The organism is Aneurinibacillus sp. Ricciae_BoGa-3 (assembly GCF_028421645.1).
In the GTDB taxonomy this organism is placed as follows: domain Bacteria; phylum Bacillota; class Bacilli; order Aneurinibacillales; family Aneurinibacillaceae; genus Aneurinibacillus_B.
Window position 1 is genome coordinate 142,690 of record NZ_CP116887.1, and the last position, 25,734, is coordinate 168,423.

Annotated in this window: 25 protein-coding genes; all 25 read left to right on the plus strand. The window is 47.0% G+C overall.

Going from position 1 to position 25,734, the window contains the following annotated elements; all coding sequences use genetic code 11:
* Positions 1-37: 37 nt before the first annotated feature.
* The 25 genes from yabG to ftsH all read left to right on the plus strand — a co-directional run bounded on the left by yabG (position 38) and on the right by ftsH (position 25,624).
* Positions 38-898 carry a sporulation peptidase YabG gene (gene yabG / locus PP175_RS00745; protein WP_272441019.1) on the plus strand — a complete coding sequence of 287 codons (861 nt, stop codon included), beginning with the start codon at positions 38-40 and terminating at the stop codon, positions 896-898.
* 168 nt (positions 899-1,066) lie between these two features.
* On the plus strand, positions 1,067-1,339 hold the full coding sequence (gene veg / locus PP175_RS00750; RefSeq protein ID WP_272441020.1) for a biofilm formation stimulator Veg: 273 nt from the start codon (positions 1,067-1,069) through the stop codon (positions 1,337-1,339).
* A 73-nt stretch (positions 1,340-1,412) separates the two neighbouring features.
* Positions 1,413-1,595 (plus strand): small, acid-soluble spore protein, alpha/beta type, encoded by a 183-nt coding sequence (locus PP175_RS00755; RefSeq protein ID WP_272441021.1) that lies wholly within the window; start codon positions 1,413-1,415, stop codon positions 1,593-1,595.
* 128 nt (positions 1,596-1,723) lie between these two features.
* Positions 1,724-2,590, plus strand: coding sequence for a 4-(cytidine 5'-diphospho)-2-C-methyl-D-erythritol kinase (ispE, locus tag PP175_RS00760; protein WP_272443143.1), 867 nt, complete (start codon positions 1,724-1,726; stop codon positions 2,588-2,590).
* Positions 2,591-2,752: 162 nt separating this feature from the next.
* The gene (gene purR, locus PP175_RS00765; protein WP_272441022.1) at positions 2,753-3,574 is read left to right on the plus strand and encodes a pur operon repressor; all 822 of its coding nucleotides are present in this window, start codon (positions 2,753-2,755) and stop codon (positions 3,572-3,574) included.
* Between the two features lie 24 nt (positions 3,575-3,598).
* Entirely contained in the window at positions 3,599-3,970 is a 372-nt protein-coding gene (locus PP175_RS00770; RefSeq protein WP_272441023.1) for a RidA family protein, read from the plus strand.
* Between the two features lie 171 nt (positions 3,971-4,141).
* Positions 4,142-4,432 carry a septation regulator SpoVG gene (gene spoVG / locus PP175_RS00775; RefSeq protein ID WP_272441024.1) on the plus strand — a complete coding sequence of 97 codons (291 nt, stop codon included), beginning with the start codon at positions 4,142-4,144 and terminating at the stop codon, positions 4,430-4,432.
* Positions 4,433-4,550: 118 nt separating this feature from the next.
* A complete protein-coding gene (gene glmU / locus PP175_RS00780; protein WP_272441025.1) occupies positions 4,551-5,918 on the plus strand; it encodes a bifunctional UDP-N-acetylglucosamine diphosphorylase/glucosamine-1-phosphate N-acetyltransferase GlmU in 1,368 nt (455 codons plus the stop codon).
* A gap of 24 nt (positions 5,919-5,942) precedes the next feature.
* On the plus strand, positions 5,943-6,893 hold the full coding sequence (locus PP175_RS00785; RefSeq protein ID WP_272441026.1) for a ribose-phosphate diphosphokinase: 951 nt from the start codon (positions 5,943-5,945) through the stop codon (positions 6,891-6,893).
* Between the two features lie 73 nt (positions 6,894-6,966).
* Positions 6,967-7,599, plus strand: coding sequence for a 50S ribosomal protein L25/general stress protein Ctc (locus tag PP175_RS00790; RefSeq protein WP_272441027.1), 633 nt, complete (start codon positions 6,967-6,969; stop codon positions 7,597-7,599).
* A gap of 113 nt (positions 7,600-7,712) precedes the next feature.
* Positions 7,713-8,276, plus strand: coding sequence for an aminoacyl-tRNA hydrolase (gene pth, locus PP175_RS00795; protein WP_272441028.1), 564 nt, complete (start codon positions 7,713-7,715; stop codon positions 8,274-8,276).
* A gap of 64 nt (positions 8,277-8,340) precedes the next feature.
* Positions 8,341-8,562 carry an anti-sigma-F factor Fin gene (locus tag PP175_RS00800; RefSeq protein ID WP_272441029.1) on the plus strand — a complete coding sequence of 74 codons (222 nt, stop codon included), beginning with the start codon at positions 8,341-8,343 and terminating at the stop codon, positions 8,560-8,562.
* 87 nt (positions 8,563-8,649) lie between these two features.
* Complete coding sequence (gene mfd / locus PP175_RS00805; protein WP_272441030.1) at positions 8,650-12,207, plus strand: transcription-repair coupling factor; 3,558 nt, start codon at positions 8,650-8,652, stop codon at positions 12,205-12,207.
* On the plus strand, positions 12,194-13,261 hold the full coding sequence (locus PP175_RS00810) for a peptidylprolyl isomerase (RefSeq protein ID WP_272441031.1): 1,068 nt from the start codon (positions 12,194-12,196) through the stop codon (positions 13,259-13,261). The genes mfd and PP175_RS00810 overlap by 14 nt, the downstream gene beginning before the upstream one ends.
* Positions 13,262-13,417: 156 nt before the next feature.
* Positions 13,418-13,957: a stage V sporulation protein T gene (gene spoVT / locus PP175_RS00815; RefSeq protein ID WP_272441032.1), complete on the plus strand. Its 540-nt coding sequence runs from the start codon at positions 13,418-13,420 to the stop codon at positions 13,955-13,957.
* A 102-nt stretch (positions 13,958-14,059) separates the two neighbouring features.
* Complete coding sequence (locus PP175_RS00820; protein WP_272441033.1) at positions 14,060-15,697, plus strand: putative polysaccharide biosynthesis protein; 1,638 nt, start codon at positions 14,060-14,062, stop codon at positions 15,695-15,697.
* A 39-nt stretch (positions 15,698-15,736) separates the two neighbouring features.
* The gene (gene mazG, locus PP175_RS00825; RefSeq protein ID WP_272443144.1) at positions 15,737-17,197 is read left to right on the plus strand and encodes a bifunctional methyltransferase/pyrophosphohydrolase YabN; all 1,461 of its coding nucleotides are present in this window, start codon (positions 15,737-15,739) and stop codon (positions 17,195-17,197) included.
* Positions 17,198-17,214: 17 nt separating this feature from the next.
* Positions 17,215-17,508, plus strand: a complete 294-nt coding sequence (locus tag PP175_RS00830; protein ID WP_272441034.1) for an RNA-binding S4 domain-containing protein — start codon at positions 17,215-17,217, stop codon at positions 17,506-17,508.
* A gap of 96 nt (positions 17,509-17,604) precedes the next feature.
* Positions 17,605-17,895 carry a sporulation protein YabP gene (gene yabP / locus PP175_RS00835; protein ID WP_272441035.1) on the plus strand — a complete coding sequence of 97 codons (291 nt, stop codon included), beginning with the start codon at positions 17,605-17,607 and terminating at the stop codon, positions 17,893-17,895.
* Entirely contained in the window at positions 17,892-18,470 is a 579-nt protein-coding gene (yabQ, locus tag PP175_RS00840; RefSeq protein WP_272441036.1) for a spore cortex biosynthesis protein YabQ, read from the plus strand. The genes yabP and yabQ overlap by 4 nt, the downstream gene beginning before the upstream one ends.
* Positions 18,471-18,507: 37 nt before the next feature.
* Positions 18,508-18,819, plus strand: a complete 312-nt coding sequence (locus PP175_RS00845) for an FtsB family cell division protein (protein ID WP_272441037.1) — start codon at positions 18,508-18,510, stop codon at positions 18,817-18,819.
* 158 nt (positions 18,820-18,977) lie between these two features.
* Positions 18,978-21,437, plus strand: coding sequence for a stage II sporulation protein E (spoIIE, locus tag PP175_RS00850; protein WP_272441038.1), 2,460 nt, complete (start codon positions 18,978-18,980; stop codon positions 21,435-21,437).
* A gap of 210 nt (positions 21,438-21,647) precedes the next feature.
* Positions 21,648-23,042 (plus strand): tRNA lysidine(34) synthetase TilS, encoded by a 1,395-nt coding sequence (tilS, locus tag PP175_RS00855; RefSeq protein ID WP_272441039.1) that lies wholly within the window; start codon positions 21,648-21,650, stop codon positions 23,040-23,042.
* A 30-nt stretch (positions 23,043-23,072) separates the two neighbouring features.
* A complete protein-coding gene (hpt, locus tag PP175_RS00860) occupies positions 23,073-23,609 on the plus strand; it encodes a hypoxanthine phosphoribosyltransferase (protein ID WP_272441040.1) in 537 nt (178 codons plus the stop codon).
* Positions 23,610-23,683: 74 nt separating this feature from the next.
* Positions 23,684-25,624, plus strand: a complete 1,941-nt coding sequence (gene ftsH, locus PP175_RS00865; protein WP_272441041.1) for an ATP-dependent zinc metalloprotease FtsH — start codon at positions 23,684-23,686, stop codon at positions 25,622-25,624.
* Positions 25,625-25,734 lie beyond the last annotated feature (110 nt).

A 25,734-nucleotide genomic window follows, 5' to 3' on the forward strand; every position in this document is an offset into this window, starting at 1 on the left:
CCGGGCATACACTGGCAGGGAGAGGGGGTTTTTATTGATGGTTCATTTTAAGGTAGGGGATGTTGTGGCCAGGAAGTCTTACGGGCAGGATATGCTATTTCAAATTATTGAGATGCATCCTGAGACAGGTTCCGCTTTTTTGCTGGGCTTTGAATATAGGCTGCTGGCCGACGCGCCGCTATCCGATCTGGTTAAACTGGATCCCCATGAGGTTGAGACACGCACGCAGAAATACAGGCAAAGGGCCCAGGAAGCGGTTCGGCTCATACAGCAGGATAGGAACAGGATGCGCGACCGCAGCGAATGGCGTCTGGTGAACCATTCGGAGGAGGTTGGCGGTTCATTTGATTGGCCTGGAAGGGTTCTGCACCTCGATGGGGACTCTACTTATCTCAAGAGATGTCTGCAGGTGTATGAGGAATTAAAGATACCGGTGGACGGTTATTATATGGCGGAGAAGGATATGCCGAACCGGGTCACCGAGCTGCTTCAGAAGCACCGGCCGGATATACTCGTAATAACAGGCCATGATGCCTTACAGGCGAAGCGGGGCCCGGCGAATAACCTGGATAGCTACCGCAATTCGCGCTACTTTATTCAGGCTGTGGAGAAGGCTAGACTATACGAGCCCGGCAAAGACAACCTCGTCATTTTTGCCGGTGCGTGCCAATCGTTTTTTGAAGCGATTCTTCTTTCTGGGGCTAATTTCGCCAGCTCACCGAAACGAATAAACATCCATACCCTTGATCCCGTGTACATAGCGGAGAAAATAGCGTACACTTCCATTCGACAATCTGTGAACATTTTTGACATGATTAAAAATACCATTACAGGGTTAGATGGGGTTGGTGGGCTTGAAACAAAGGGGTGTTTTCGCTTTGGCATTCCGAAACAGTGAAAAAGCAGGCAAATCGCGAGAAAACGGGCGGTCACATCTGTCCGTTTTTTGTTGAATTTTACAGATAAAAATTTATTGACAACTAATTGCTGTGGTTGCTATAATTTTATGTTCCGCTTGACATACTATAATATGAGTGGTATAGTTTAATACAGTGAGGTGGTCTGAATGGCGAGAAATACGTTAAGAGATATTAAACGTAGTTTAGATAGTCACCTTGGTGAACGGATTTTGCTCCGCGCTAATGGTGGCCGTCGCAAGACCGTGGAGAGGTCGGGTATCCTCGAAGAGACATATCCGTCTGTTTTTATTGTTAAGCTTGATGAGGACAAGCATACCTTTGAACGCGTGTCCTATAGCTATGCGGATATTTTAACCGAAACAGTTGAACTTACCATCTGCCGCAACGAAGAACACATACGCATTCCGCTCGAACAGTAGGATACAATATCCTGCTGTTTTTATTTGTGTCTAAGGCATACTAACGAAACGGGGTACAAAGGAGGATGCATCTATGTCAAGAAGAAGAGGCATCATGTCTGAAGAGTTTAAGTATGAGCTTGCAAAGGACCTGGGATTTTACGATACCTTGCAGAAGGAAGGTTGGGGAGGTATTACAACCCGTGATGCCGGGAATATGGTAAAGCGCGCCATTCAATTGGCGGAACAGGCTTTAGCGCAGCAAAATATGAGATAAACTCACACCCCGTAAGGCCAGGAGAGAAGCTCCTGGCCTTTTTCTTGCATACATTGCAGGGGCTTTGCTCTTAATGCTACAATGGTCAAAGCGGAAAAATGAATGGGAGAAAAAAGCAGGTGAAAAATGTGCGTTTAATGGTGAAAGCCCCGGCCAAAATTAATCTTACGCTTGATGTTTTGTACAAAAGGCCGGATGGTTACCATGAGGTTGAAATGGTGATGACCACCATTGATCTGGCGGATCGCCTGACGATTGAGCCGCTTGATGAAAATAAGATTGTACTGGATTGCTCTGTATGCTTCCTGCCGCTTGATGAGCGAAACCATGTATACCAGGCTGCCATGCTCCTAAAACAGCAGTTTAATATTGACAAGGGCGTGCGGATTTACATAGATAAGCAAATTCCGATAGCCGCTGGATTGGCTGGGGGAAGCAGCGATGCAGCGGCCACGATTCGGGGCTTGAATCAGCTGTGGAATTTAGGAATGAATATGCAGGAAATGGCTGATTTGGGCTCGCGGATAGGGTCGGACGTACCGTTTTGTGTTTACGGCGGAACAGCTTTAGCGAAGGGGAGAGGGGAGAGAATCGAACTTCTCTCTTCCCCTCCGCCTTGCTGGGTCATACTGGCCAAACCACCCATAGGCGTATCAACCGCCGAGGTATACGGGGCACTGAAGGCGGAGCAGTTCAAGGATACCGGCAAGTCCAAACAAATGATGGAAGCGATATACAGAAAGGATTTCCTGGCAGTGTGCGAATCGTTAAGCAACCACCTCGAATCGGTCACATTGGAACGGTACCCGGAAGTTCGTTTAATAAAGGAAAAAATGGCGCGATTTGGTGCAGATGGGGTCTTAATGTCCGGAAGCGGTCCAACGGTATTTGCCCTTACGGATAAAGAATCCAGGGCAAACCGAATTTATAACGGACTAAGAGGATTTTGTAAAGATGTATTCGCTGTGAGGGTGTTGGGAGGCAACAACTGGTAGCTCTTGCATAAATCCGTACAAAAGTGGTATATTACTTCATAATATTCGTCTTTTTCGTAAAAAAGAAAGTTTGGTCTTTCTTTTTCACATAAGTGCCACTAAGGCTGCCCGCCTGCGCCACATCTTGGTGTCAGCCAAGTGTTCTAATACGGAGGAAATAAAATGAAGAAACTGCGGAGAAGCGCCCGACTGGTTGATATGACTCAGCACCTGCTCGCTCGCCCCCATAAACTGATCCCTTTAACTTTTTTTGCCGATCAATATGGATCGGCTAAATCATCCATTAGCGAAGATTTATCGATTATAAAAGAGCTGTTTGAATTAGAAGGTATTGGCCTGCTGAAAACAGTAGCCGGGGCTGCCGGCGGTGTTAAATACATTCCGAAAGCCAGTCCGGAAGAAGCTGAACGTACCATGAAAGATCTATGCGGGATGCTGCAGTCCCCAAACCGGCTTTTACCGGGCGGTTACCTCTATATGGCTGATCTGCTCGGTAATCCGGAAGCCCTGGGGAAGATCGGTAGAATCTTTGCCTCCGCTTTCGCGGAATCAGGTGCGGATATCGTCATGACTGTAGAGTCTAAAGGCATTCCGCTTGCCTATGCGGCCGCCCAGTACCTGAACATTCCCGTGGTGATTGTTCGCCGTTACAGCAAGGTCACAGAAGGTTCGGTGGTAAGCATTAATTACGTTTCTGGATCAAGCAAACGAATTCAGACCATGTCACTGGCCCGAAGGAGCATGCCGGAACACTCAAAAGTTCTTATTATTGATGACTTTATGAAAGCAGGCGGAACGGTTAGGGGCATGATTGATCTTCTGGAAGAATTTAAGGCTGAGGTCGCCGGGATCGGCATTTTTATGGAGACGGCGAATGTACCTGAGCTTCTTGTAGATGACTATGTTTCCCTGCTAAGCATGACAGAAGTGGATACCAGAGACAAAGAAGTCCGCCTGGAGCTGGGCAATTATTTCACTAAATAGAAAGTACATAAGGAGGATGCGAAAATGGAAACGATCTCAACAAAACACGCGCCAGCAGCGATTGGCCCTTATTCTCAGGCAATAAAAATCGGCGACCTGCTCTTTACTTCCGGCCAAATTCCGCTTACGGCAGAAGGCGATTTGGTTGCGGATGATGTGAGAGCAGCGACTCACCAGGTGTTCGCTAATTTAAAAGCCGTTCTGGCCGCGGCAGGAACCAGCTTGGATAAGGTGGTCAAAGCCACGGTGTTCGTAAAGGATATGAATGACTTTTCGGCTATAAACGACATTTACGGAGAGTACTTTAAGGATCACCGCCCTGCCCGTTCTCTGGTGCAGGTTGCCCAATTGCCTAAAGACGCCCTTCTTGAAATCGAAGTGATTGCTGCATTATAGTATAAGCGGTGCTATTGCTCCTAAACCGCTGTTTATATGGCATTTGTGTGAAACCGAAAACGTATTTTTAAAAAAAGTGGAAATTTTTTATCCCTTTAGGAGGAATTCACTACCCTTTGGAGAATTACACTTATCAAGCTCTTGATAACTGGAAAAAGGTGGTGTGCAGACATGGAAGTGACCGACGTAAGACTCCGCCGAGTTAACACGGATGGGCGTATGAAAGCGATTTGTTCCATTACCATTGACAACGAATTTGTGGTTCACGACATCCGGGTTATTGATGGCAACAATGGTATGTTTGTGGCAATGCCAAGCAAGCGTACACCCGAAGGAGAATTTCGCGATATCGCGCATCCAATTTCTTCGACTACTCGCGAGAAGATTCAAGCCGCAGTGCTGGCTGAGTACGAACGGGTAGGAGAAACCTCAGAGGGAGAATTAGTAGAAGAGGGAGCGTAACGGTTGTGCAAGGGGGCCTAATATTTAGAGGTCCCTTTTTTCTTTGCACCTTGAAATCAACCCTTAATTAAGATATAGTCAGTGTGGAAACTTATCGTCATGATAAATGGAGGTCGCCATGTCAGAAAAATTTGCGATTGTCCTGGCTGCCGGCCAGGGAACCCGGATGAAGTCCAAACTCTACAAAGTATTACACCCGGTTTGCGGGAAGCCTATGGTACAGCATGTTGTTGATAACCTGGTAGAACTGCAGGCCGATGAGATCGTTGTCATCGTAGGTCATGGAGCCGATAAGGTGAAGCAGCAGCTGGGTGACCAAATCGAGTACGCCATGCAGGAACAGCAACTCGGTACTGCACATGCCGTTATGCAAGCGGATTCGATTCTAGGTGAAAAGCGGGGGACAACGCTTGTAGTCTCCGGAGATGAACCGTTAATCAGTTCTGATACGCTGGCCGCTCTTATCCGAACACACGAACAGAGCCATGCTGCAGCTACAATTTTAACCCGCGTCATGGAAGATCCCACCGGGTATGGACGGGTTATTCGTGCAGACAACGGCGAAGTCGCCCGTATTGTAGAGCAGAAAGATGCAACAGAGGATGAGCGGAAGGTACGTGAAATCAACACGGGAACCTATTGTTTTGATAATGAAAAGTTATTCGCCGCACTAAAGCTAGTTGGCAATGACAATGCGCAGGGTGAGTACTATCTGCCTGATGTGGTTGAGATCCTCGGCAGACAAGGGGAGCGCATTGAGGGTTTTATAACAGAAGAAATCACGGTAGGCGTTAATGACCGGGTGGCGCTGGCTAAGGCAGAAGCATTAATGCGGGAACGCATCCTTACCCGCCACATGCGTCAAGGTGTAACCATCATTGACCCGTCCTCCACCTATATAGAGACAGAAGTAGAAATCGGCCGTGACACGGTCCTTTATCCCGGTACGATCATTGGATCAGGAACCGTTATTGGCGAAGACTGCGTGATTGGGCCGCACACACAGCTTATGAACTGCCGGGTAGGCAATGGCGTTGAAATTAAACAATCTGTCTTGATGAACAGCCAGATTGATGATGAAGCAACGGTTGGACCTTTTGCCTATATACGCCCTAATTCCCATATCGGGGAATCCGTTAAAATTGGTGATTTCGTGGAGATCAAGAATACATCTCTGGGAAAAGGAAGCAAAGTTTCCCATCTTACCTATCTCGGCGATGCAGAAGTCGGCAGCGGGGTGAACGTGGGATGCGGCACTGTAACTGTAAATTACGACGGTGTAAATAAACATAAAACGATTATTAAAGACAATTCGTTTATCGGGTGCAATGCGAACCTGGTTGCCCCTGTAACGGTTGGTGAAGGCGCGTATATTGCAGCCGGTTCAACGATTACAAGGGATGTCCCGGATGAGGCGCTTGCAATAGCCCGCGAACGCCAGACAAATAAAGAAGATTACGCGAAGAAACTTACAAAAAAGAAATAACTTTTGTGGAGGTCATAGAGTAGCATGGCGAATTATCGCGATCCGAAGTTGAAAGTATTTACGTGTAATGCCAATCCGGCACTGGCCAAAGAAATTGTGGACCATATTGGGCTGCCAATGGGGAATGCTCAGGTCGTTCATTTTAGTGACGGCGAAGTTCAGATTAAACTGAACGAAAGCGTACGTGGTGCGGATGTGTTCGTTATTCAATCTACAAGTGCACCGGTCAATGAACATCTAATGGAATTGCTCGTTATGGTGGATGCGCTCAAACGAGCATCGGCCAAAAGCATAAATGTCGTCATTCCTTACTACGGTTATGCCCGCCAGGATCGCAAAGCCAGGGCCCGGGATCCGATTACAGCCAAGCTGGTAGCAAATCTAATCGAAACAGCCGGCGCCCACCGAGTCATTACGATGGATCTTCATGCTACTCAAATTCAGGGCTTTTTTGATATTCCTGTCGACCATCTACTTGGCGTTCCTATACTCGGAAAGTATTTTCTGGAAAAAAGCCTGGAAGATATCGTTGTGGTATCACCTGATCACGGCGGCGTTACGAGAGCACGCAAACTTGCGGAACGCCTAGAAGCCCCGATCGCTATTATTGACAAACGCCGACCGGAACCGAATGTGGCCGAAGTTATGAATATTGTAGGCAACATTGAGAACCGGACGGCCATTATTATTGATGATATGATTGACACGGCAGGAACAGTAACGCTGGCTGCCAATGCACTGGTTGAGTCCGGGGCAAAAGCTGTATATGCATGCTGTACACATCCGGTATTATCGGGACCAGCCATTGAACGCATTCAGAATTCCTGCATCAAGGAATTAGTCGTAACGAATTCGATTCCACTGGGACCGGAAAAGCATATTGAAAAGATTAAAATTCTATCGGTTGCACCTATTATTGGCGAAGCCATCATTCGTGTTCATGAAGAGCTGTCTGTAAGCAAACTTTTTGATTAAAAATAGGATTTGCCCTCTTCTGTTTGGGGTACAGTAAATAATGACCATGTACCGTACAGGAGGATGACACCAAATGGCAATGGAATTAAAAGCAGAAAGAAGACATGAGACGCAGCGCTCTGCAACGAATAAACTGAGAAAAGCGGGAAAAATCCCTGCTGTACTGTATGGAAGCGATATACAAAGCCAGCCTCTAGCTGTAACTGAGAAAGATTTGATTCAAGTCGTACGCCAGCAGGGTATTAACCATATCATTTCGTTAAATGTTAATGGCAATTCTTATAATGTGCTCATTAAAGAGGTTCAACAGGAACCATTAAAAGGGCAGATTCTCCACCTTGATTTCAATCAAGTCAATATGAACGAGGAAATCGAAACCATGGTTCATATTGTGGTTCAAGGTGAAGCAGCGGGGGTTAAAGCCGGCGGTGTGTTGCAGCAGACACTCAGGGAGCTTAGCATTGCATGCCTGCCAGGTGCGATTCCGGATGCGATAACCGTGTCGGTGGATAATCTGGCAATTGGGGACTCTATTGTTGTGCAGGATCTTTCTATTCCTTCAGGTGTGACGGTTAACCACGAACCGGAGGAAATGGTGCTCAGTGTGGTACCTGCAGATACAACACCCGTACCTGAGGACTCGGAAGAGATGGAAGATGCCAAGCAGGATGAAAGTAAAGATACGAATGCCGAAGATAATCAGTAAACAGCGGCAATGTAAGTAACGCCGAACAAGGACAATAAGTTGGCTGAAAACAAAAAGGCGTAACCGGGAAGGTTGCGCCTTTTTTCGGTGGATAGGAAAGAGAGTGTGTAACGATGAAAGTTATCGTGGGGTTGGGAAATCCGGGAAGAGAATATGAAAAGACAAAACATAATGTAGGCTTCTGGGCAATTGATCAGTTGGCTCGTAATTGGAATATCTCCTTAAACGAAGGCAAGTTTAAAGGGCTGCTGGGAGAGGGCCGGGTTGGATCGGAGAAGGTGATTCTCGTAAAACCGCTCACTTACATGAACCTTTCGGGGGAATGTGTAGGGCCGCTCCTCCACTTCTACAAAGTGAATCCAGAGGAGGATCTGCTGGTTATCTTTGACGATATGGATATTCCCTGCGGCAAGATCAGGCTTCGCACAAAGGGCAGTTCTGGAGGGCACAATGGGATGAAGTCCTTGATCTCACATCTGGGTACTGAAGAATTTAAACGGGTAAAGATTGGGATTGACCGGCCGCAGCCAGGCCGCAAGGTAGTCGATCACGTACTGTCATCCTTTACCCCTGACGATTTGCCAGTAGTAGAAGATGCCGTGAAACGGGCAGCGGAAGCGGCAAAGGCCTGGACCGAAATTTCCTTTCTGCGGGTTATGAATCAATTTAATCAATAGTATTGAGAAAAGTCCTTCTGGAGATACTGTTAAGCATAACGAAGTTCCAGGAGGCATAAAATTTATGACAATCAAATACATCTGCCCCCATTGCAGATCGCAGTTTGCCATGCTCGATCATCCGTTTGCAACGGAAGCTAGCCTTGGATTCTATTCCTTGACCCCTGAGGAACGGACTCATATAATTAGCTATGAAACAAATGGGGACATCACAGCCCGTATTGCCTGTGAATATTGTAGTGAAGCGCTGAATCGGCATCCTGAATTAGCGCACCCTTTACAATAAATGACGAAATGGAATCATACGATGCCTTGGCTTATGTGCTAAGGCTTATTTTTCATTTGTGAAGTGGAACAGAGAGGAGGAGTCGGAGTGCAGGGATTACTAGAGAGATTTTTCGCGGACGATGAATTTCAGGCGATTGTAAGCGGCTACCGCGAAGGCTTGCGCGAGCAACTCGCGTCTGGATTAAGCGGTTCGGCCCGCCAGCTTTTTCTCGCTGCGGTTTATCAAAAAATTGACCGTTCTATTGTAATCGTTACCCATAACATGTATCAAGCGCAGAAGATTTACGATGATATGAATCAGCTTATCCCGTCCGACAGGCTGTGGCTATATCCGGCTAACGAACTGGTGCTTTCCGAAGTATCGGTTGCAAGCCCTGAAACACTAAGCCAGCGAATTGAGGTAATGAACGAGCTAGCCAAGGGCAGGCGTGGTGTACTCATTATTCCATATGCCGGAATTCGGCGTCCGGTTGTACCTGTCGAGCAGTGGAAAGAAGCGCAAATTAAGCTGGCCGTTGAAGAGGAAATTGATCTGGAGCTTTTTCTGGAGAAGATGGTTGCGCTTGGATACGAACGGGTAGAGATGGTGGAAGCGCGGGGGGAGTTGAGCGTCCGCGGCGGAATTATTGATATTTTTCCTGTTTATATGAATCACCCGGTACGAATTGAATTGTTTGATGTGGAGATTTCCTCTATCAGAACGTTCGATATTAGCAACCAGCGTTCAGTTGAGAAGATGAGTGAAATTATAATAGGACCGGCCCGCGAGTTTTTCGGGGGAAGGGAAATATTTATAAAAGCTTCCGAACGGCTCGAACAGGTAATGGGCGAATCCCTCAAAAAAATCCGGGATGCCCAGGTTAAGGAACAAATTGTTGAAAAGGTTGGCGCAGAGATAGAAAAGCTAAAGTCTGGAACAAGCTTCCCTGGCCTTTATAAATACAGCTCTTTGCTCTATCCTGAGCAGCATAGTTTGCTAGATTATATGGGGACAGCACCGCTTTTGGTTGTGGATGAGCCTTCTCGCATTATGGAGGCGGCTGCCCAAATCGATAAGGATGAGAATGAGTGGAAAATAGCCCTTATTGAGGAGGGTGAGTTTGTGCCGGATGTTCAAATTTCTTATCCGCTCGACTCCATCATTGCACCGAAAAAGCGGCCGATTTTGCACATCTCCTTATTCCTGCGCCAAGTACACAAAACAAATCCGCAAAATATCGTAAACTTCAACTGTAAAACGATGCAGAATTTCCATGGCCAGATGAACGTGCTGAAAGCCGAACTGGAACGATGGAAGAAGTATCGTTACACGGTTATGTTCTGCGCTGCGGATGAAGAGCGGGCGCGCAGGCTGGAGCGAGTTTTTCAAGATTATCAGATCGAGGCCGATATTGTTTTAAATAATGAAGAAGCCATTAAGAGCGGCAGGCCTGTCATAACACTCGGGAACCTGCAGACCGGTTTTGAGCTGCCGATTCAGCATCTCGTCGTCGTAACAGAGAGCGAAGTTTTCACCAAAAAACAACGGAAAGCATCTAAACTGCGCACCAATTTAAGCAATGCAGAACGGATTAAAAGTTATACGGAGCTTGCGGTTGGGGATTTCGTTGTTCATGTGAACCACGGAATAGGAAAATATCTTGGGATTGAAACCCTTGATATTAATGGTATTCATAAAGACTATCTTCATATTAAATATGCAGGCAACGACAAGCTGTATGTGCCAATTGAGCAGATCGATCAGGTGCAGAAATATGTCGGCAGTGAGGAAAAGGAACCAAAAATTTACAAGCTGGGCGGAAGCGATTGGAAGAAGGTAAAAAGCCGCGTCCGGGCATCCGTACAGGACATCGCACAGGATTTAATTAAGCTGTATGCCGCGCGCCAGGAGGCGAAGGGCTATGCCTTTAACCGGGACTCTGATGAAATGCGGGAATTTGAAGCGATGTTTCCTTATGAAGAAACAGAGGATCAGCTGCGGGCCATTAGCGAAATCAAAGCAGACATGGAAATTCCGCGTCCTATGGATCGCCTGCTCTGCGGAGATGTGGGCTACGGCAAGACAGAAGTTGCCATCCGCGCTGCCTTTAAAGCCGCCATGGACGGGAAGCAGGTTGCCGTGCTTGTGCCCACCACGATTTTGGCACAGCAGCACTATGAAACATTTAGAGAACGTTTTTCCGATTATCCGGTAAATATTGCAGTAATCAGCCGCTTTCGCTCGAAGAAGGAGCAGACCCAGACGATAAAAGGAATCAAAGCAGGAACCGTGGATATTGTCATTGGTACCCACCGCCTGCTTTCCAAGGATGTGGTTTTTCGGGATCTTGGGTTGTTAATTGTCGATGAGGAACAGCGTTTTGGCGTAACACATAAGGAAAAGTTAAAGAGGCTCAAAACAAATGTGGATGTTCTCACCTTAACAGCCACACCAATTCCAAGGACTCTGCATATGTCTATGCTGGGGGTGCGTGACCTGTCTGTTATTGAGACCCCGCCGGAAAACCGGTTCCCGGTGCAAACGTATGTGATGGAGTACAGCGGTGCACTTGTGCGGGAGGCCATCGAGCGCGAAATGGCCCGTGGGGGGCAGGTTTATTTTCTATACAATCAGGTGCAAGGCATTGAAAAAATGGCCGACCAAATCCGCATGCTTGTTCCGGAAGCGAAGGTAGTTATCGCACATGGGCAGATGAGCGAAACGGAACTGGAATCCGTTATGCTCAGCTTTCTTGAAGGGGAGTCCGACGTGCTGGTGAGTACCACCATCATTGAAACGGGTGTGGATATCCCGAATGTAAATACGCTTATCGTTACAAATGCCGACCGGATGGGTCTTTCTCAGTTGTATCAGCTGCGCGGCCGTGTCGGACGATCCAATAGAATTGCTTATGCTTATTTCACGTACCAGCGTGACAAGGTACTTACGGAGGTTGCGGAGAAAAGGCTCCAGTCTATCAAAGAGTTTACTGAACTGGGATCAGGGTTTAAAATCGCCATGCGGGACTTATCCATCCGCGGAGCCGGCAATTTGCTTGGTGCTGAGCAGCACGGTTTCATTGCCTCTGTCGGCTTTGACTTATACAGTGAAATGTTGAGAGAAGCCATCGAAGAATTAAAAGGCGAACCAAAGAAGCAAGAAGAGATACAGCCTGAGATCTCTCTTACAATCGATGCATTCATTCCTTCTGACTATGTCCAGGATGGCAAGCAGAAAATTGAAATGTATAAGAAATTTGCCGCTGTAAGTACGCAGGCGGAGATCCAGGAGCTGCGAGAAGAAATGCAGGATCGTTTCGGACCGCTCCCGGAAAGCGTGGAAAATCTACTGTATGTTGCCCGTCTCCGTGCGTATGCGATTCGCAATAGAATTGTGGAGATTTCGCAGAAAGACCAGGACATTAAAATACTGTTCCACGAAGACCGGACGTCTGCGGTGGACTGGAGCCGGATTTTCGATTTGACATCGAAGTTCCAGCGCAGAATCAGTGTTTCCAAAACTGGACAGCAGGTAGCCATAACTGTTAAAGTTAAGGGATTGAAACCTGAAGAAGCTATCCTTCTTATGGAAGATTTTCTTCAGGAGTTTGAACAGTTGAATAAGGACAAGGAAAGAGAGGAACCATCCAATGTTGCGAAATAAGCGAATCTGGTCCTTTATGTTAATATTGGGCCTTGTCGCCGCCCTGGTCGCTGGCTGCGGCGGTACACCACAGAAACAGGAAAACATCGTAGCCAAATATGACGGGGGACAGATTACTGAGACTCAATATAAAAGTTTTATCAACGCTTTAAAAGCGGTATTTCGTGATCCTACGCTTGCCCAGGAAATTGATGCCGGCAAGAAAGATACCCTTCAATTTGTCCTTAATTATCAGGTAATGAGCAATTACGTTGCCGCAAAGGTTCCGGAGACATCTGAAATTAAGCAGCAGGCTGACAAGAACTTCAATCAGTTCAAGACGCTTACCCAGCAGTCTCTGAAAACGCAGGACCTGAAGAATTATTATGCTTCTAAGAATGTGACCGAACAGCAGTTAAAGGACTTCTTCCTCCAGCAGTCGAAGGTACAACAGTACTTCTCTAAAGACATCACAGATGCTGATATGAGGAAAAAATATGAAGAAATTAAGGCTTCTGGCCAGCTCACAACAGCTGACGTACGCCACATTCTAATTGATGATACGAAGGGCCGTTCAAAGGCAGATGCGAAGAAGAAGGCCGACGATCTTCTGAAGGAACTTCGATCCGGCGCTGATTTTGCCGCGCTGGCTAAGCAGAACTCAGACGATCCGGGAAGCAAGGCGAATGGCGGACTGTACAAGGATATGCAAATTGCCAGCACAGTTCCGCAGTTTAAGCAGGCAGTTATGACCCTTCCGCTTAATAAGATTAGCGACCCGGTAGAAACCGAATATGGCTATCACATTATTCGCGTGGAAAAACGGACCGTTCAGCCGTATGACCAGGTGAAGCAGCAAATTAAAATGTATATGGCTCAGGACAAGCAGTCGCAATTCCTGGATAAGAATGTCAAAACCCTTATTAAGCAATCGAATATTCCTGCATCCATGATCAAAGCCCAACCAGCGCAACCTGCCCAGCCAGCACCTGGACAGGCACCTGCACCTTCTCCAAGCAGCCAGGCTCCATCTGGCAGCCAGCCGGCTCCTGCACAGCAGCCGGCAAAAAAATAATTGTACCTAAGAGCTGCTTCCTCCAGTAGGAACAGCTCTTTCTTGTGGTAGGAATAATGTATATCATGATGGTGAATATTCTCCGTGTTGGGGATAAATACTACAAACAAGTTAGTTGCAGTCATGAGATTACTCCAAAGAAAGCGAGGCAACAAGATGAAAGCAACTGGAATTGTTCGCCGTATCGATGACCTGGGGCGTGTGGTTATTCCTAAGGAAATCCGACGCACCCTGAGGATTCGAGAAGGTGACCCATTGGAAATCTTTGTGGATCGAGATGGAGAAGTCATTTTGAAGAAATATTCTCCAATTGGGGAGCTAGGCGATTTCGCCAAGGAATATGCCGAATCCCTGTATGAAAACCTTAATCATATTATCTTAATTAGTGATCGTGATTCCATTATCGCTGTTTCCGGTGCATCCAAGAAGGACTACATGGATAAATCGGTCGGCCAAGTTGTGGAGAACTGCATGGAAGAAAGAAAACCGGTGCTGGAATCCAATGCCGGAAATTATGAAGTCATAAGAGACCATGATGAGCAGTTTTCTTCCTATGTTGTTGCACCGATTATTGCGGGCGGGGATCCAATTGGCTCCGTCATCCTGCTGAACCGAAATGATCAGTCCATGGGAGAACTTGAGCTTAAGATGGCAGAGACAGCTGCCGGCTTCCTGGCTAAACAGATGGAGCAGTAATATAAAAGCTTTCCGCAGGGTCTCTGTCGGGAAGCTTTTTTTCATGGAGAGGGTTCTTTTTATGTTATAATTTCGATAGTTTTAAGGAGAGGGGGGAATAGTGTGTCCAAAGAACAGGGTGCATCTTTTGTTAAGGGGGCCGCAATACTTGCCGCTGGAGCACTTCTATCGAAAATGTTAGGGGTTGTCTATCGCATCCCTTATCAAAATATTACAGGAGATTTAGGGTATTATGTATACACGCAGGTTTACCCGTTGTATAGCGCCCTGCTCATTCTTGCGACAGCTGGGTTCCCTATCGCTATATCCAAAATGGTGGCGGAAAAACTCGCGGTAGGTGATGCCAACGGCGCCCGCCGCATCTTTGTTGTGGCTGCTGTGCTACTCAGTATAACCGGGGTGTTCTTTTTTATTTTATTGTGGATCGGTGCACCTGTTATTGCAGCGTGGATGCGGGATTCCAGGCTGACGATGCCAATCCGGAGCGTGTCCTTTGCATTATTGCTGGTACCGATAATGGCAGCGATGCGCGGCTATTTTCAAGGACACCATAATATGATGCCCACAGCCGTGTCCCAGATCTTTGAACAGCTTGTTAGGGTTATGACCATTATTATTCTGGCATACTATTTTATGAAAACGACCGGGGATGTGTATCTTGCCGGATCCGGCGCTGTTTTTGGAGCTGTCACGGGAGCATTGGTTTCCTTCTGCATCATGTTGCTGTATCTTAGACGCAACCGGCGCATTGAGCACGAGACCATGAAAAGTAAGACGGATGACAACCGTTCATATGCAAAAGAAAGTACCGGAAGTATTATCCGGCAAATTGTTTATTATGCCATTCCGATCTGTATGGGCTCACTTGTCCTGCCGCTTATGCAGTTATCTGATTCTTTCACTGTTGTGAATATGCTTCTGTACGGAGGGTTCAGCCAGCAGGATGCTTACAACCTGAAGGGCATATTTGATCGCGGGCAGCCGCTTGTACAATTTGGTGCCTTTTTCGCAACCGCACTCTCGCTTTCGATTGTACCTGCTATTGCGGAAGCACGGGCGCGCGGCCAGCACCGACTCATCGCCTCACGTTCTGAACTGGCCCTTCGACTGACTTTTCTTATTGGACTGCCTTGTTCCGTAGGGCTGGCAGTGGTAGCGGGACCTGTTAACATTATGCTCTATAAAAACGAAAGCGGCACATCAACGCTTATTGTGCTGGCTTTCACAACCATTTTTTCCACTTTAGGCATTACATCATCCGGCATTCTGCAAGGTATGGGACGAATTCTTCTTCCTGTGCGCAATCTTGCGCTTGGGGCTTTGTTGAAGATTATTTTAAATTTGGTACTTATACCTTTCTGGGGGATTTCTGGAGCGGCCTTCTCTACCGTAACCGCTTTTGCTGTATCTGCTCTCTTAAATTTGTACGCGATATTCGCTTATACCGGCATGCGGTTTAGTGCGAAACGCTTTTTTGTGAAGCCAATTTTAGCAGTAGCGATGATGGGGCTGGCTGCCTTCGTTGCGATGCGGGCATCTGAACAGGTTCTCGTAGATTGGATACATTCCGAACGCCTCTATTATTCAGCTGTCAGTGTAGCAGCTGTTACTGCAGGGGTCGCCATGTATGGAATTGCTCTGTTTGTTTCCGGCACAGTAAGCCGAACCGATCTTGAAGGTACTTCAGCTGGCAGAAAGCTGATCCCTTTCTTAACACGACTGCGTCTGTTGCACGATTAATCTTGAAAGGGGATTTTCCGTTTGCATAAAATTACGGTAATGGGATTGGGAGCTGGCAGCCTTGAAGGCCTACCGCTCGGTTTATATAAGACGTTAAAAAATGCGCAGCACTTGTACATGCGCACTGATCATCATCCTGCTGCAGCTGAGCTCGCGGCTGAAGGGGTCGCTTATAAAAGTTTTGACGAAGTATATGAAGCCCACGATCAGTTTCCGGACGTATATGAAGACATTGCAGCAAGGCTTCTACAACTGGCATCCGAGCATGAAGAAATTGTCTATGCGGTGCCAGGGCACCCGCTTGTTGCGGAGCAAACGGTGCAGCTTTTGCTGCAGAGAGCTCCGCAATTAGGAATCGTCGTGGATATTAAAGGCGGACAAAGCTTTCTGGATCCAATTTTTACTGCGCTGTATATGGATCCTGCAGATGGATTCGCGCTGCTCGATGCGACAAGCCTGCGTGCGGAGCAGCTTCAGCCAGGCATACATACGCTTATCTGTCAGGTTTATGACCGGTTTGTCGCTTCTGATGTGAAGCTTACGCTGATGGAAGTGTACCCGGATGAGTACCCTGTGACCATTGTTAATGCCGCAGGAGTGGCGGGGGAAGAGAAAATCCATTCCATTCCACTATACCAATTGGACCGTTATGATGAATTCACGAATCTGACTACCCTTTTTGTACCGCAAACGATGCAAGATAACGTTATAAATCGACAATTTTGGCGTTTAAAAGAGATCATTCGAATCCTTCGCAGTCCAGAAGGATGCCCCTGGGATCGTGAGCAGACCCACCAATCTATCCGAAAAAACCTTATTGAGGAGACCTATGAGGTGCTTGAGACCATAGATGATGAGGACCCGGACGCTATGTGCGAGGAAATGGGTGATCTGCTTCTTCAAATCATGCTTCACGCGGAAATGGCCGAGGAAGATGGCTATTTCTCCGTGTATGATGTCGTCCAGACATTAAATGAGAAATTAATCAGAAGGCATCCACATGTATTTGGAGAGCGGAAAGCGGAGTCTGCGGAGGAAGCGCTGCTTAACTGGCAGGATATCAAGCGCGAGGAAAAGAAGGCAAAGGGAGTGGACAGGGAATTTTCCTCTGTATTGGACAGCGTTCCCCGGGATTTGCCCTCTATCTCCCGCGCCTATAAATTTCAGAAGAAAGCAGCTGAGTTCGGATTTGACTGGGAAACGATTACGGACTTGTATGATAAGGTAAAGGAAGAGTGGGAAGAACTGCGGGAAGCACAGACAGATGAACACCGCAAGGAAGAACTTGGTGATTTGCTGTTTGTCATTATCAACCTCGCCCGTTTTATGAGAATTGACCCGGAGGAAGCCCTTGCTTTAACAAACCGCAAGTTTAAATTTCGCTTTTCTTATATTGAACGCAAGCTGCATGAGGCGGGAAAGACCTCCAAGGATGCAACGCTTGATGAGATGGATGCCTGGTGGGAAGAAGCTAAGCAACTGCAAAAGGAAAACGAATAGGAAAAGGAGGAGAAGATATGCGGTTGGATAAATTTCTTAAAGTGTCCCGGCTGATTAAACGGCGCACGCTGGCCAAGGAGGTATGTGACCAGGGACGCGTCAGCATTAACGGCATTACCGCGAAATCGAGCTCAACAGTAAAAGTAGGGGACGAACTTGCTGTACGGTACGGCAATAAGCTAGTAACCGCACGGGTAGAGAAACTGCTCGATACCTCAAAAAAAGACGAGGCGGCGACGCTATATACGATCATAAAAGAAGAGTTCCTCGCCCGGGAAAAGGCAAGCGAGCCGGATGCAACCATCTGGTAAGCTGGGTAAGGCGGACAGGCTGTGTAACCTGTCCGCCTTTTTTGTTCTAAATAAGAGTTGTCCGCCATAACATGGTACAAAAAAGGAGGATGTGCCATGATGGAGACGGGGCCGAAGAAGACCATTCGTCATGATGTGGTCATGATTAACCGGAAAAAGCTAGACATAACCGGTGTCCTCAAAGTGGAAAGTTTTGACCACGAGGAATTCCTGCTACAGACGGAAGGCGGTTTTCTAACGATAAAAGGGAAGAACCTGCACATGAAAAACCTCAGCCTGGAAGACGGACAGGTGTCCATTGAAGGTATGGTATTCGGAATGGAATACATCGATGAATCCTATCAGGGGGAGAGGGCTAAAGGGTTATTTGGCCGGATATTTAGGTGACCATCACAAGTCAGGCCTTAACGCTGCTTTCAATGGCGTTTTGCGGCATGGGAATCGGTATGCTGTTCGATACTTACCGTACACTGGAGAGAAAAAGCGGACTTTCCGGGTGGGTAATCTGGCTGTGCGACTTTCTTTTCTGGGTAAGCTGTATATTTCTTGTGTTTGGCACGCTCCTCCGGGTAAACGAAGGCATCGTCCGTATTTATGTGTTTCTCGGTATAGCCATTGGGGCGATATCGTATCTGTTGTTCCTGCAGCCTGCTTATTTATATCTGCTGGGTAAAATGATTGCACTTATTGTATGGCTGTACGGAAGGCTCCTGATGATGCTGAAGTATTTGGTGTTGGTTCCTCTGGTATCCCTTTACCGGCTGGTTGTATCCATCCTGCTGTTTACCGCTAAACTGCTGCTCAAAATAGCGGGTTGGCTTTTCCGCCCGTTTCGCTGGCTCGGCCTTATGCTCTGGAAGCGGCTGGGGCAGCCGGGGAAAAAGCAGTGGTTACAGGTTACCCGCTTATGGGCGCGAGCGAAGAATGCCTTGACGAACTGGGTAAAACGTAAGAGAATGTGAGTAAACTAACGTACAACAGTGAAGGGTGTTTGATGCTATGCAGGTGTCTTCAACAGGTAACCAGGGGCTAAAGCGGCGAATGCGTCTCCTGCTGTTCGTGGTAGCCGTCTTTGTCGTGTGGGGCGCATTCACATACTTTTCCCAGAGTAAACAGCTGGCAGACAAGGAAAGTAAGCTGTCCGACCTAACACACCAGGCAGAGGTGGCGAAGGCGGAAAAATCACAGCTGGAACAAAAAGTAAAACAACTCAATAACAGCGAATATATTGGAGAACTGGCCCGGAAAAATCTTCTTTTATCCAAAAAAGGGGAAGTCATTTTCCTCACGCCAGACACCGGGCAGAAATAGAGGCAACCGCTTCTGTTTCTTTTTTTTGTTTTAGACCGGATGTAAATCAAATTATTAATTTGTCGGAAAATTCTTTTAACATCGCCCGTTGTTTTGACAAATTTTCATTTTGCCATGTGTTTAAATAAGGATCACCAAAACGAAAGGGGCGAATGATCATGATTCCAAGTGAATCCGTTTCAACCAACAAGGCGGCACAATCTTTTCATAAAGCAGGTGCAAGATTAAGAGACTGGATGTGGGTGGTCTCACATCAGTGGAGTCTTCTCCATGTCGCGATGGGGTTTCTGCTTGGGAGAGCTGTGATTCTGCAGGAGTTATCCCCTTTCTCCATTCCATTTTTCACAGTGATGTTCTTTATAAAGAAAAACAGACTCGCCTTGATCGCCGTTTCGCTTATTGTGGGGGGAGCCACTCAATCGATACAAATCGCTGGCACAAATTTTTTCGGAATCGCCCTCGCGCTGGCTATGCTGGGTTTTATGGAACACAGAAAAAAGTCAGAAATCAACTATGCACCGATTATAGCGTTTCTCGCGGTCCTCCTGAGCAGAATGGGCGCCGATTACATCACAAACCAATTTTCATGGTATCAACTGTTTATGAATGGAGTTGATTCGGTTCTTGGGCTTATTCTGACGCTCATCTTTGTGCAGGCGCTTCCAATCGTTACATCAAGAAGGAGCCGGAACCAGCTGAAAAGCGAAGAAATTATCTGCTTAATTATCCTCCTGGCTTCCGTAATGACTGGAACGGTAGGGTGGCTCATTCAAGATGTTGCGGTGGATAACGTACTGTCCCGATATCTTGTATTGCTGTTTGCGGCTGTTGGCGGGGGAACAGTTGGCTCAGCGGTAGGCGTCGTAACAGGGCTGGTGTTAAGCCTGGCCAATATCGATGCGGTTTATCAAATTAGCTTGCTTGCTTTTTCCGGCCTGCTTGCCGGACTCCTGAGGGAGGGCAATAAACTGGCAGTTGGCATTGGGCTTTTAATAGGCTCCTCTATTTTAACGGTATACGTCGGCCAACAGCGTGAGATCATGCAGTCGACCTTCGAGACAGTGAGCGCGATCGTGATGTTCTTCCTTACACCGAGAGGGGTTCTTAACTGGATCGGCTCCTTTATCCCGGGTACAGAAGAGAATATTGATTCACAGCAGCAGTACCTTAGGCGTATTAGAGATGTAACGGCCGGCAAGATGAATCAATTCGCTAAGTTATTCTCCCAGCTTTCCGATACATTCAACACCCAGATAGGCGATCACTCAGATACCGAGAAAAAACAGGATTATTTCTTAAGTGAGGTCACCCGCCATACGTGCCAGCGCTGCTGGAAAAAAGATCAGTGCTGGGAGAGACAGTTTGACTCAACGTATCAGGAGATGACCGAGATGATGAAGACACTGGAAGAGGAAGGGGAGATAACGGTTTATTCAGCACCGAAAAACTGGCTGAAGAAGTGTATTAAGCAAGAACGCGTATTCCAGGTTATTGAACAGGAGTATGCCCGCCAGCAGAATCAGGCTGACATTAACAAACAAATTGCGAAAAGCCGGCTGCTGGTTGCCGATCAACTCGCCGGTGTCTCAAGAGTCATGCAGAATTTTGCCAGCGAAGTGCAAAAGGAGGGGATTCATCTACACCTGCAAGAGGAACAAATACTGTCATCTCTGGAGAGCATGGGGCTTTCCATACGTAATGTAGATATTTTAAATCTTGAGGAAGGAAAAGTAGATATTGAGATCAGCCAGCCTTCGTGCAATGGGCGTGACGAATGCGTTAAGGTGATTGCTCCGCTGCTATCTGATATAGTCGGTGAAAAAATTACTGTAAAAGAAAAGAACTGCCAGGCATTTGCGGATGGCTTCTGTACCATGTGCCTGGGATCGGCTCAGGAATTTGAAATTGAAACGGGAGTAGCTGGTGCTGCAAAAGGAGGGCAGCTTCTATCGGGCGACTGCTTTAAAATTATGGAACTGGGAAACGGGAAGATGGCGTTGGCCATGAGCGACGGCATGGGGAACGGGGAGCGCGCATACCTTGAGAGTTCTACTACATTGGACTTGCTGGAGAAACTGCTGGAATCCGGCATGGAGGAAACCTTAAGCATTAAATCGGTAAATACCGTATTGTCCCTCCGCTCTCCAGACGAGATATATGCAACGGTTGATCTTGCGCTAGTGGATCTTCACACAGCCAAAACAAAATTTATTAAGACCGGCTCTACGCCAAGTTTTATAAAAAGGGGGAACGAAGTCATACCTCTTTCGGCAAACAATCTGCCGATTGGCATCATTGACGACATTGATGTAGATGTAGTCAGCTGCCAGCTGAAGCCGGGTGATCTGCTAATTATGATGACAGATGGCATCTATGACGCGGCGCGTAATGTGGAGAATAAAAACCTGTGGATGAAGCGGAAAATAGCGGAGATAAAGACGAATGATCCACAGGAGATAGCAGACTTACTGCTGGAGCTTGTTATTCGCCACCATTATGGCGAAATCATAGATGATATGACTGTCATGGTAACGAGAATTGACCGGTATTCTCCCGCCTGGGCAACCATCCCCGTACCAAATGCGCCTTCAATCAACAGGCCAAGATACGTAAGTTAAACAAACTTTTCGAGGCAGTGTGCCAAGGGCCCGGCATCCTGCCTTTTTATTTTTGCGCTGTTACGCTGCTAAGCAACAGAATAAAACTAAGAAGGCATGATTTGCAAAGATCTCGTTTTTTGCAGCATAATAAGGTAGCATGAAGAAGGTAAAAAAAATGAAACTTCGAAAACGAATTATCGTATACAATAATACGGTAAGGATATGAAGGTGAATGAATTGCTGCATATCTTAGAAAAAACGATTAAGGACCACCAATTATTCACAGAGGGCGATAAAATCCTGGCAGCTGTTTCTGGAGGACCGGATTCCATTGCCCTTCTTCATGCATTAGCATCGCTCCGGAAGAAGTACGGTTGGCAGGTAGGCGCCGCCCATCTGAATCACCAGTTTCGCGGCCAGGATGCAGTAGAAGACAGCCTGTATGTGGAGCAGATGTGCAGGATGCTCCATGTTCCCTGCTATGTGGAATCCATTAATGTCCCGTTAATTATGCAGGAAACGGGAATGGGCACACAGGAAGCTGCCCGGGAAGTCCGGTACGACTTTTTGCAAACCGTTGCAGAGAATGAAGGCTACACAAAAATCGCAACAGCACACCAGGCAGATGATCAGGTAGAGACCATGTTAATACGCCTTATCAGGGGGACGGGCATAGAAGGGCTTGCCGGAATTCCCCTTAAACGAATGGTTGGCCAAGTTGAAATCGTTCGGCCGATGATTGAGATTACACGGCATGAAATTAACGCATACTGTGAGGCGCATGCGATCATTCCCCGGCAGGATCCGAGCAACTTTAAAGGGAAATATTTGCGGAACCGAATTCGGTTGAACCTGATTCCCCTGATGAAAGAGGAGAATCCGTCTCTGGCAAATTCGTTTCTACACCTAAGTGAAGTGGTTCGCGATGAGAATGCCTATATGACGGCGCAGGCAGAGACGCAATTAAGGTTAATCATAGACGAGAGAAAACCGCATAAAATTATAATACAGCGTCCAGGCTTTCTTCGCTGTCCCATTGCTTTACAAAGGAGGATGATTAAACTAATATTAAGTTATCTATTGGATAAACCAGATGAAGCGGGTTTTATACACATCGAAAAAATAAGAAAAATGATCGAAGGAAGCCATCCTTCTGCGCAAACTGAGCTGGCCGATGGGATGAAGGTCTACAGGGAATACGAACAGGTCATTTTTTCATCCATAACAGGCGATCAGACCCGAGAATATACGTACACATTGAATGTTCCAGGCCGGTTATATATACCGGAAATCGGCCGTACCGTCTATGCCTTTTATGGTACGAATGAATCCATTGGCAAACTGGCCAGCTGTATGTATGAGGTGTTTGATTCTTCTCAGATTAGGGGTAAGCTATACGTAAGGACACGCCGCGAAGGCGACCGGATGACGGTGAAGGGCATGGATGGCAGCAAAAAGGTAAAGGATATTTTTATTGATGAGAAAATTCCGCGAAACACACGAGCAACATTGCCCATTATTACTGATGAAAGCAGGATATTGTGGATCCCTGGAGTGAAGCGCTCGAATGAGTATCTGCCCGATACAGTTGGGGAGGGCATTTTATATATTGCAGTAGAATAGTCGCTTATGTCTTAGGAGGGCAAGCAGAGAATGGAAAATGACATAAAAGAGGTTTTATTTTCAGAAGATGAAATTCAAGTAAAAGTCCGCGAGTTGGGACGTATTCTTTCTGCTGAATACAAAGGAAAGAACCCGCTCGTTATTTGTGTTTTGCGCGGCGCAGCTCTGTTTATGACTGATTTAATCCGCAGAATAGACATTCCGCTTGAGATAGACTTCATGGCTGTATCGAGTTATGGAGCCTCCACTAAATCCTCAGGTGTCGTGCGCATTATGAAAGATCTGGACACCTCAGTTGAAGGCCGTGATGTCCTTATTGTAGAGGACATTATTGACAGCGGGTTAACCTTGAGCTACTTGATTGACGTTATTGATCGCCGCAATGCATCCTCCGTTAAGGTAGTGACCCTGCTGGATAAACCGGCCCGCCGCACAGTTGATCTATCCCCTGATTACTGCGGCTTCCAAATCCCTGACGCTTTTGTGGTCGGCTATGGATTGGACTATGCCGAGAAGTACCGCAATCTGCCTTACATAGGAATCCTAAAACCCGAAATATACAGCTAAATAGGTAAGTTGTTGGGCAGGTTGTGCTATGGTAAAATAATGACGGTGTTTTTGAGCGCGAGAGGAGGTAAGGAATGAATCGTTTTTTTCGAAATACAGGGTTTTATCTGCTAATCATTTTGGTAACCGTTGGGATTTTTAATTTCATCACCAACCAGGGTACGGAGACAGCAAAAATACCCTACAATGTTTTCAGACAGGACCTGGCCCAGGGTAAAATTGCGGAACTGAAGATTCGCCCTGATCGAGGTACTTATTATATCGAAGGGAAAATGAAAGACAATTCCTTCTTCTATACAAATGGTCCCCTGTATGACAATGGCGATCTCATCAAAAAAATAGAAGAAGCACACCTAAATAGAGAAGAGTACTTAGAGCAAAAAGGCGATTCTGTCTGGCTTACTTTTCTTACGTCGATTATTCCTTTCGTAATTATTTTCATTCTGTTCTTCTTCCTTCTAAATCAGGCACAGGGCGGCGGAAGCCGTGTGATGAATTTTGGTAAGAGCAAAGCCAAACTATACAATGACGAGAAGAAGAAGGTTACATTCAACGATGTAGCAGGTGCAGATGAAGAGAAGGCTGAACTGGTTGAGGTTGTTGAATTCTTGAAAGACCCGCGTAAATTCTCCGTACTGGGTGCCCGTATTCCGAAAGGGGTTCTGCTTGTAGGCCCTCCTGGTACAGGTAAAACACTTCTGGCCCGTGCGGTCGCAGGTGAAGCCGGGGTACCATTCTTCAGCATTAGTGGTTCAGATTTCGTTGAAATGTTTGTCGGTGTCGGTGCTTCACGTGTTCGTGATTTGTTTGAGAATGCGAAGAAGAATGCACCTTGTATCATTTTTATTGATGAGATTGATGCGGTTGGCCGCCAGCGCGGCGCAGGGCTTGGCGGTGGACACGATGAACGTGAACAGACGCTCAACCAGCTTCTGGTCGAAATGGATGGATTTGGCGCTAATGAAGGCATTATCATCATTGCCGCCACAAACAGGCCGGATATTCTGGATCCTGCCCTCCTGCGTCCGGGACGTTTTGACCGCCAAATTACGGTTGACCGGCCGGATGTCAAGGGACGCGATGCGGTTCTTCATGTACATGCACGCAACAAACCGCTGTCCCCTGAGGTGAAGCTGGATGTAATTGCCCGCCGCACACCTGGATTTACAGGCGCTGATTTAGAAAACCTTCTAAACGAAGCGGCCCTTCTTGCGGCGCGGCGCAATAAGAAGAAAATTGAAATGACAGAAGTTGACGAAGCGATTGACCGTGTAATTGCGGGACCTGAGAAGCGTTCACGCGTGATCAGCGAGGATGAGAAGCGCCTTGTTGCCTACCATGAGGGCGGCCATACAATCGTCGGCTATTTCTTAAAGAATGCGGATATGGTTCATAAGGTGACCATCATCCCACGTGGTAGCGCGGGTGGTTACACCGTTATGCTTCCGAGGGAAGACCGGTACTTCCAGACAAAGTCTGACCTGCTTGATAAAATTGTTGGACTGCTTGGCGGCCGTGTGGCAGAAGAGATTATCCTGAAGGAAATTAGTACGGGTGCACATAACGACTTCGAACGTGCTACCAGCATCGCACGCAGAATGGTTATGGAATTTGGAATGAGCGCCAACCTCGGGCCTATGCAGTTTGGAAACAACCAGGGCGGACAGGTGTTTCTGGGCCGTGATTTTGGCAGAGAACCCAACTACAGCGATGAAACAGCCCGCCAAATCGACCAGGAGATCCAAACCATTATTCGCGACTGTTATGAGCGATGCAGAGAGCTCCTTACTGAACACATTGATAAGCTGCACGCAATCGCCCAGGCTCTTCTCGAACACGAAACACTGGATGCCGAGCAGATTGCCAGCATTATCGAGACAGGCGAAATCAATGGCAAGACAATAGATATTAGCAAAGAATCAACAACCGGTGATGTAAAGGTTCAAATTACAGGCAAGGCTGACGATACCCCGCCATATCCGGGGATCGACAGTGAAGCCAATCGGGAAGAATAAGCATTAAGCCTCCTTGATGGAGGCTTTTTTCTTGTCATACAAGAAAGTATATTTTGCTTTAAAGTATAAAAGTTAATTTCTGCTGGGACCGATGGGTCCCTTTCTCTTTG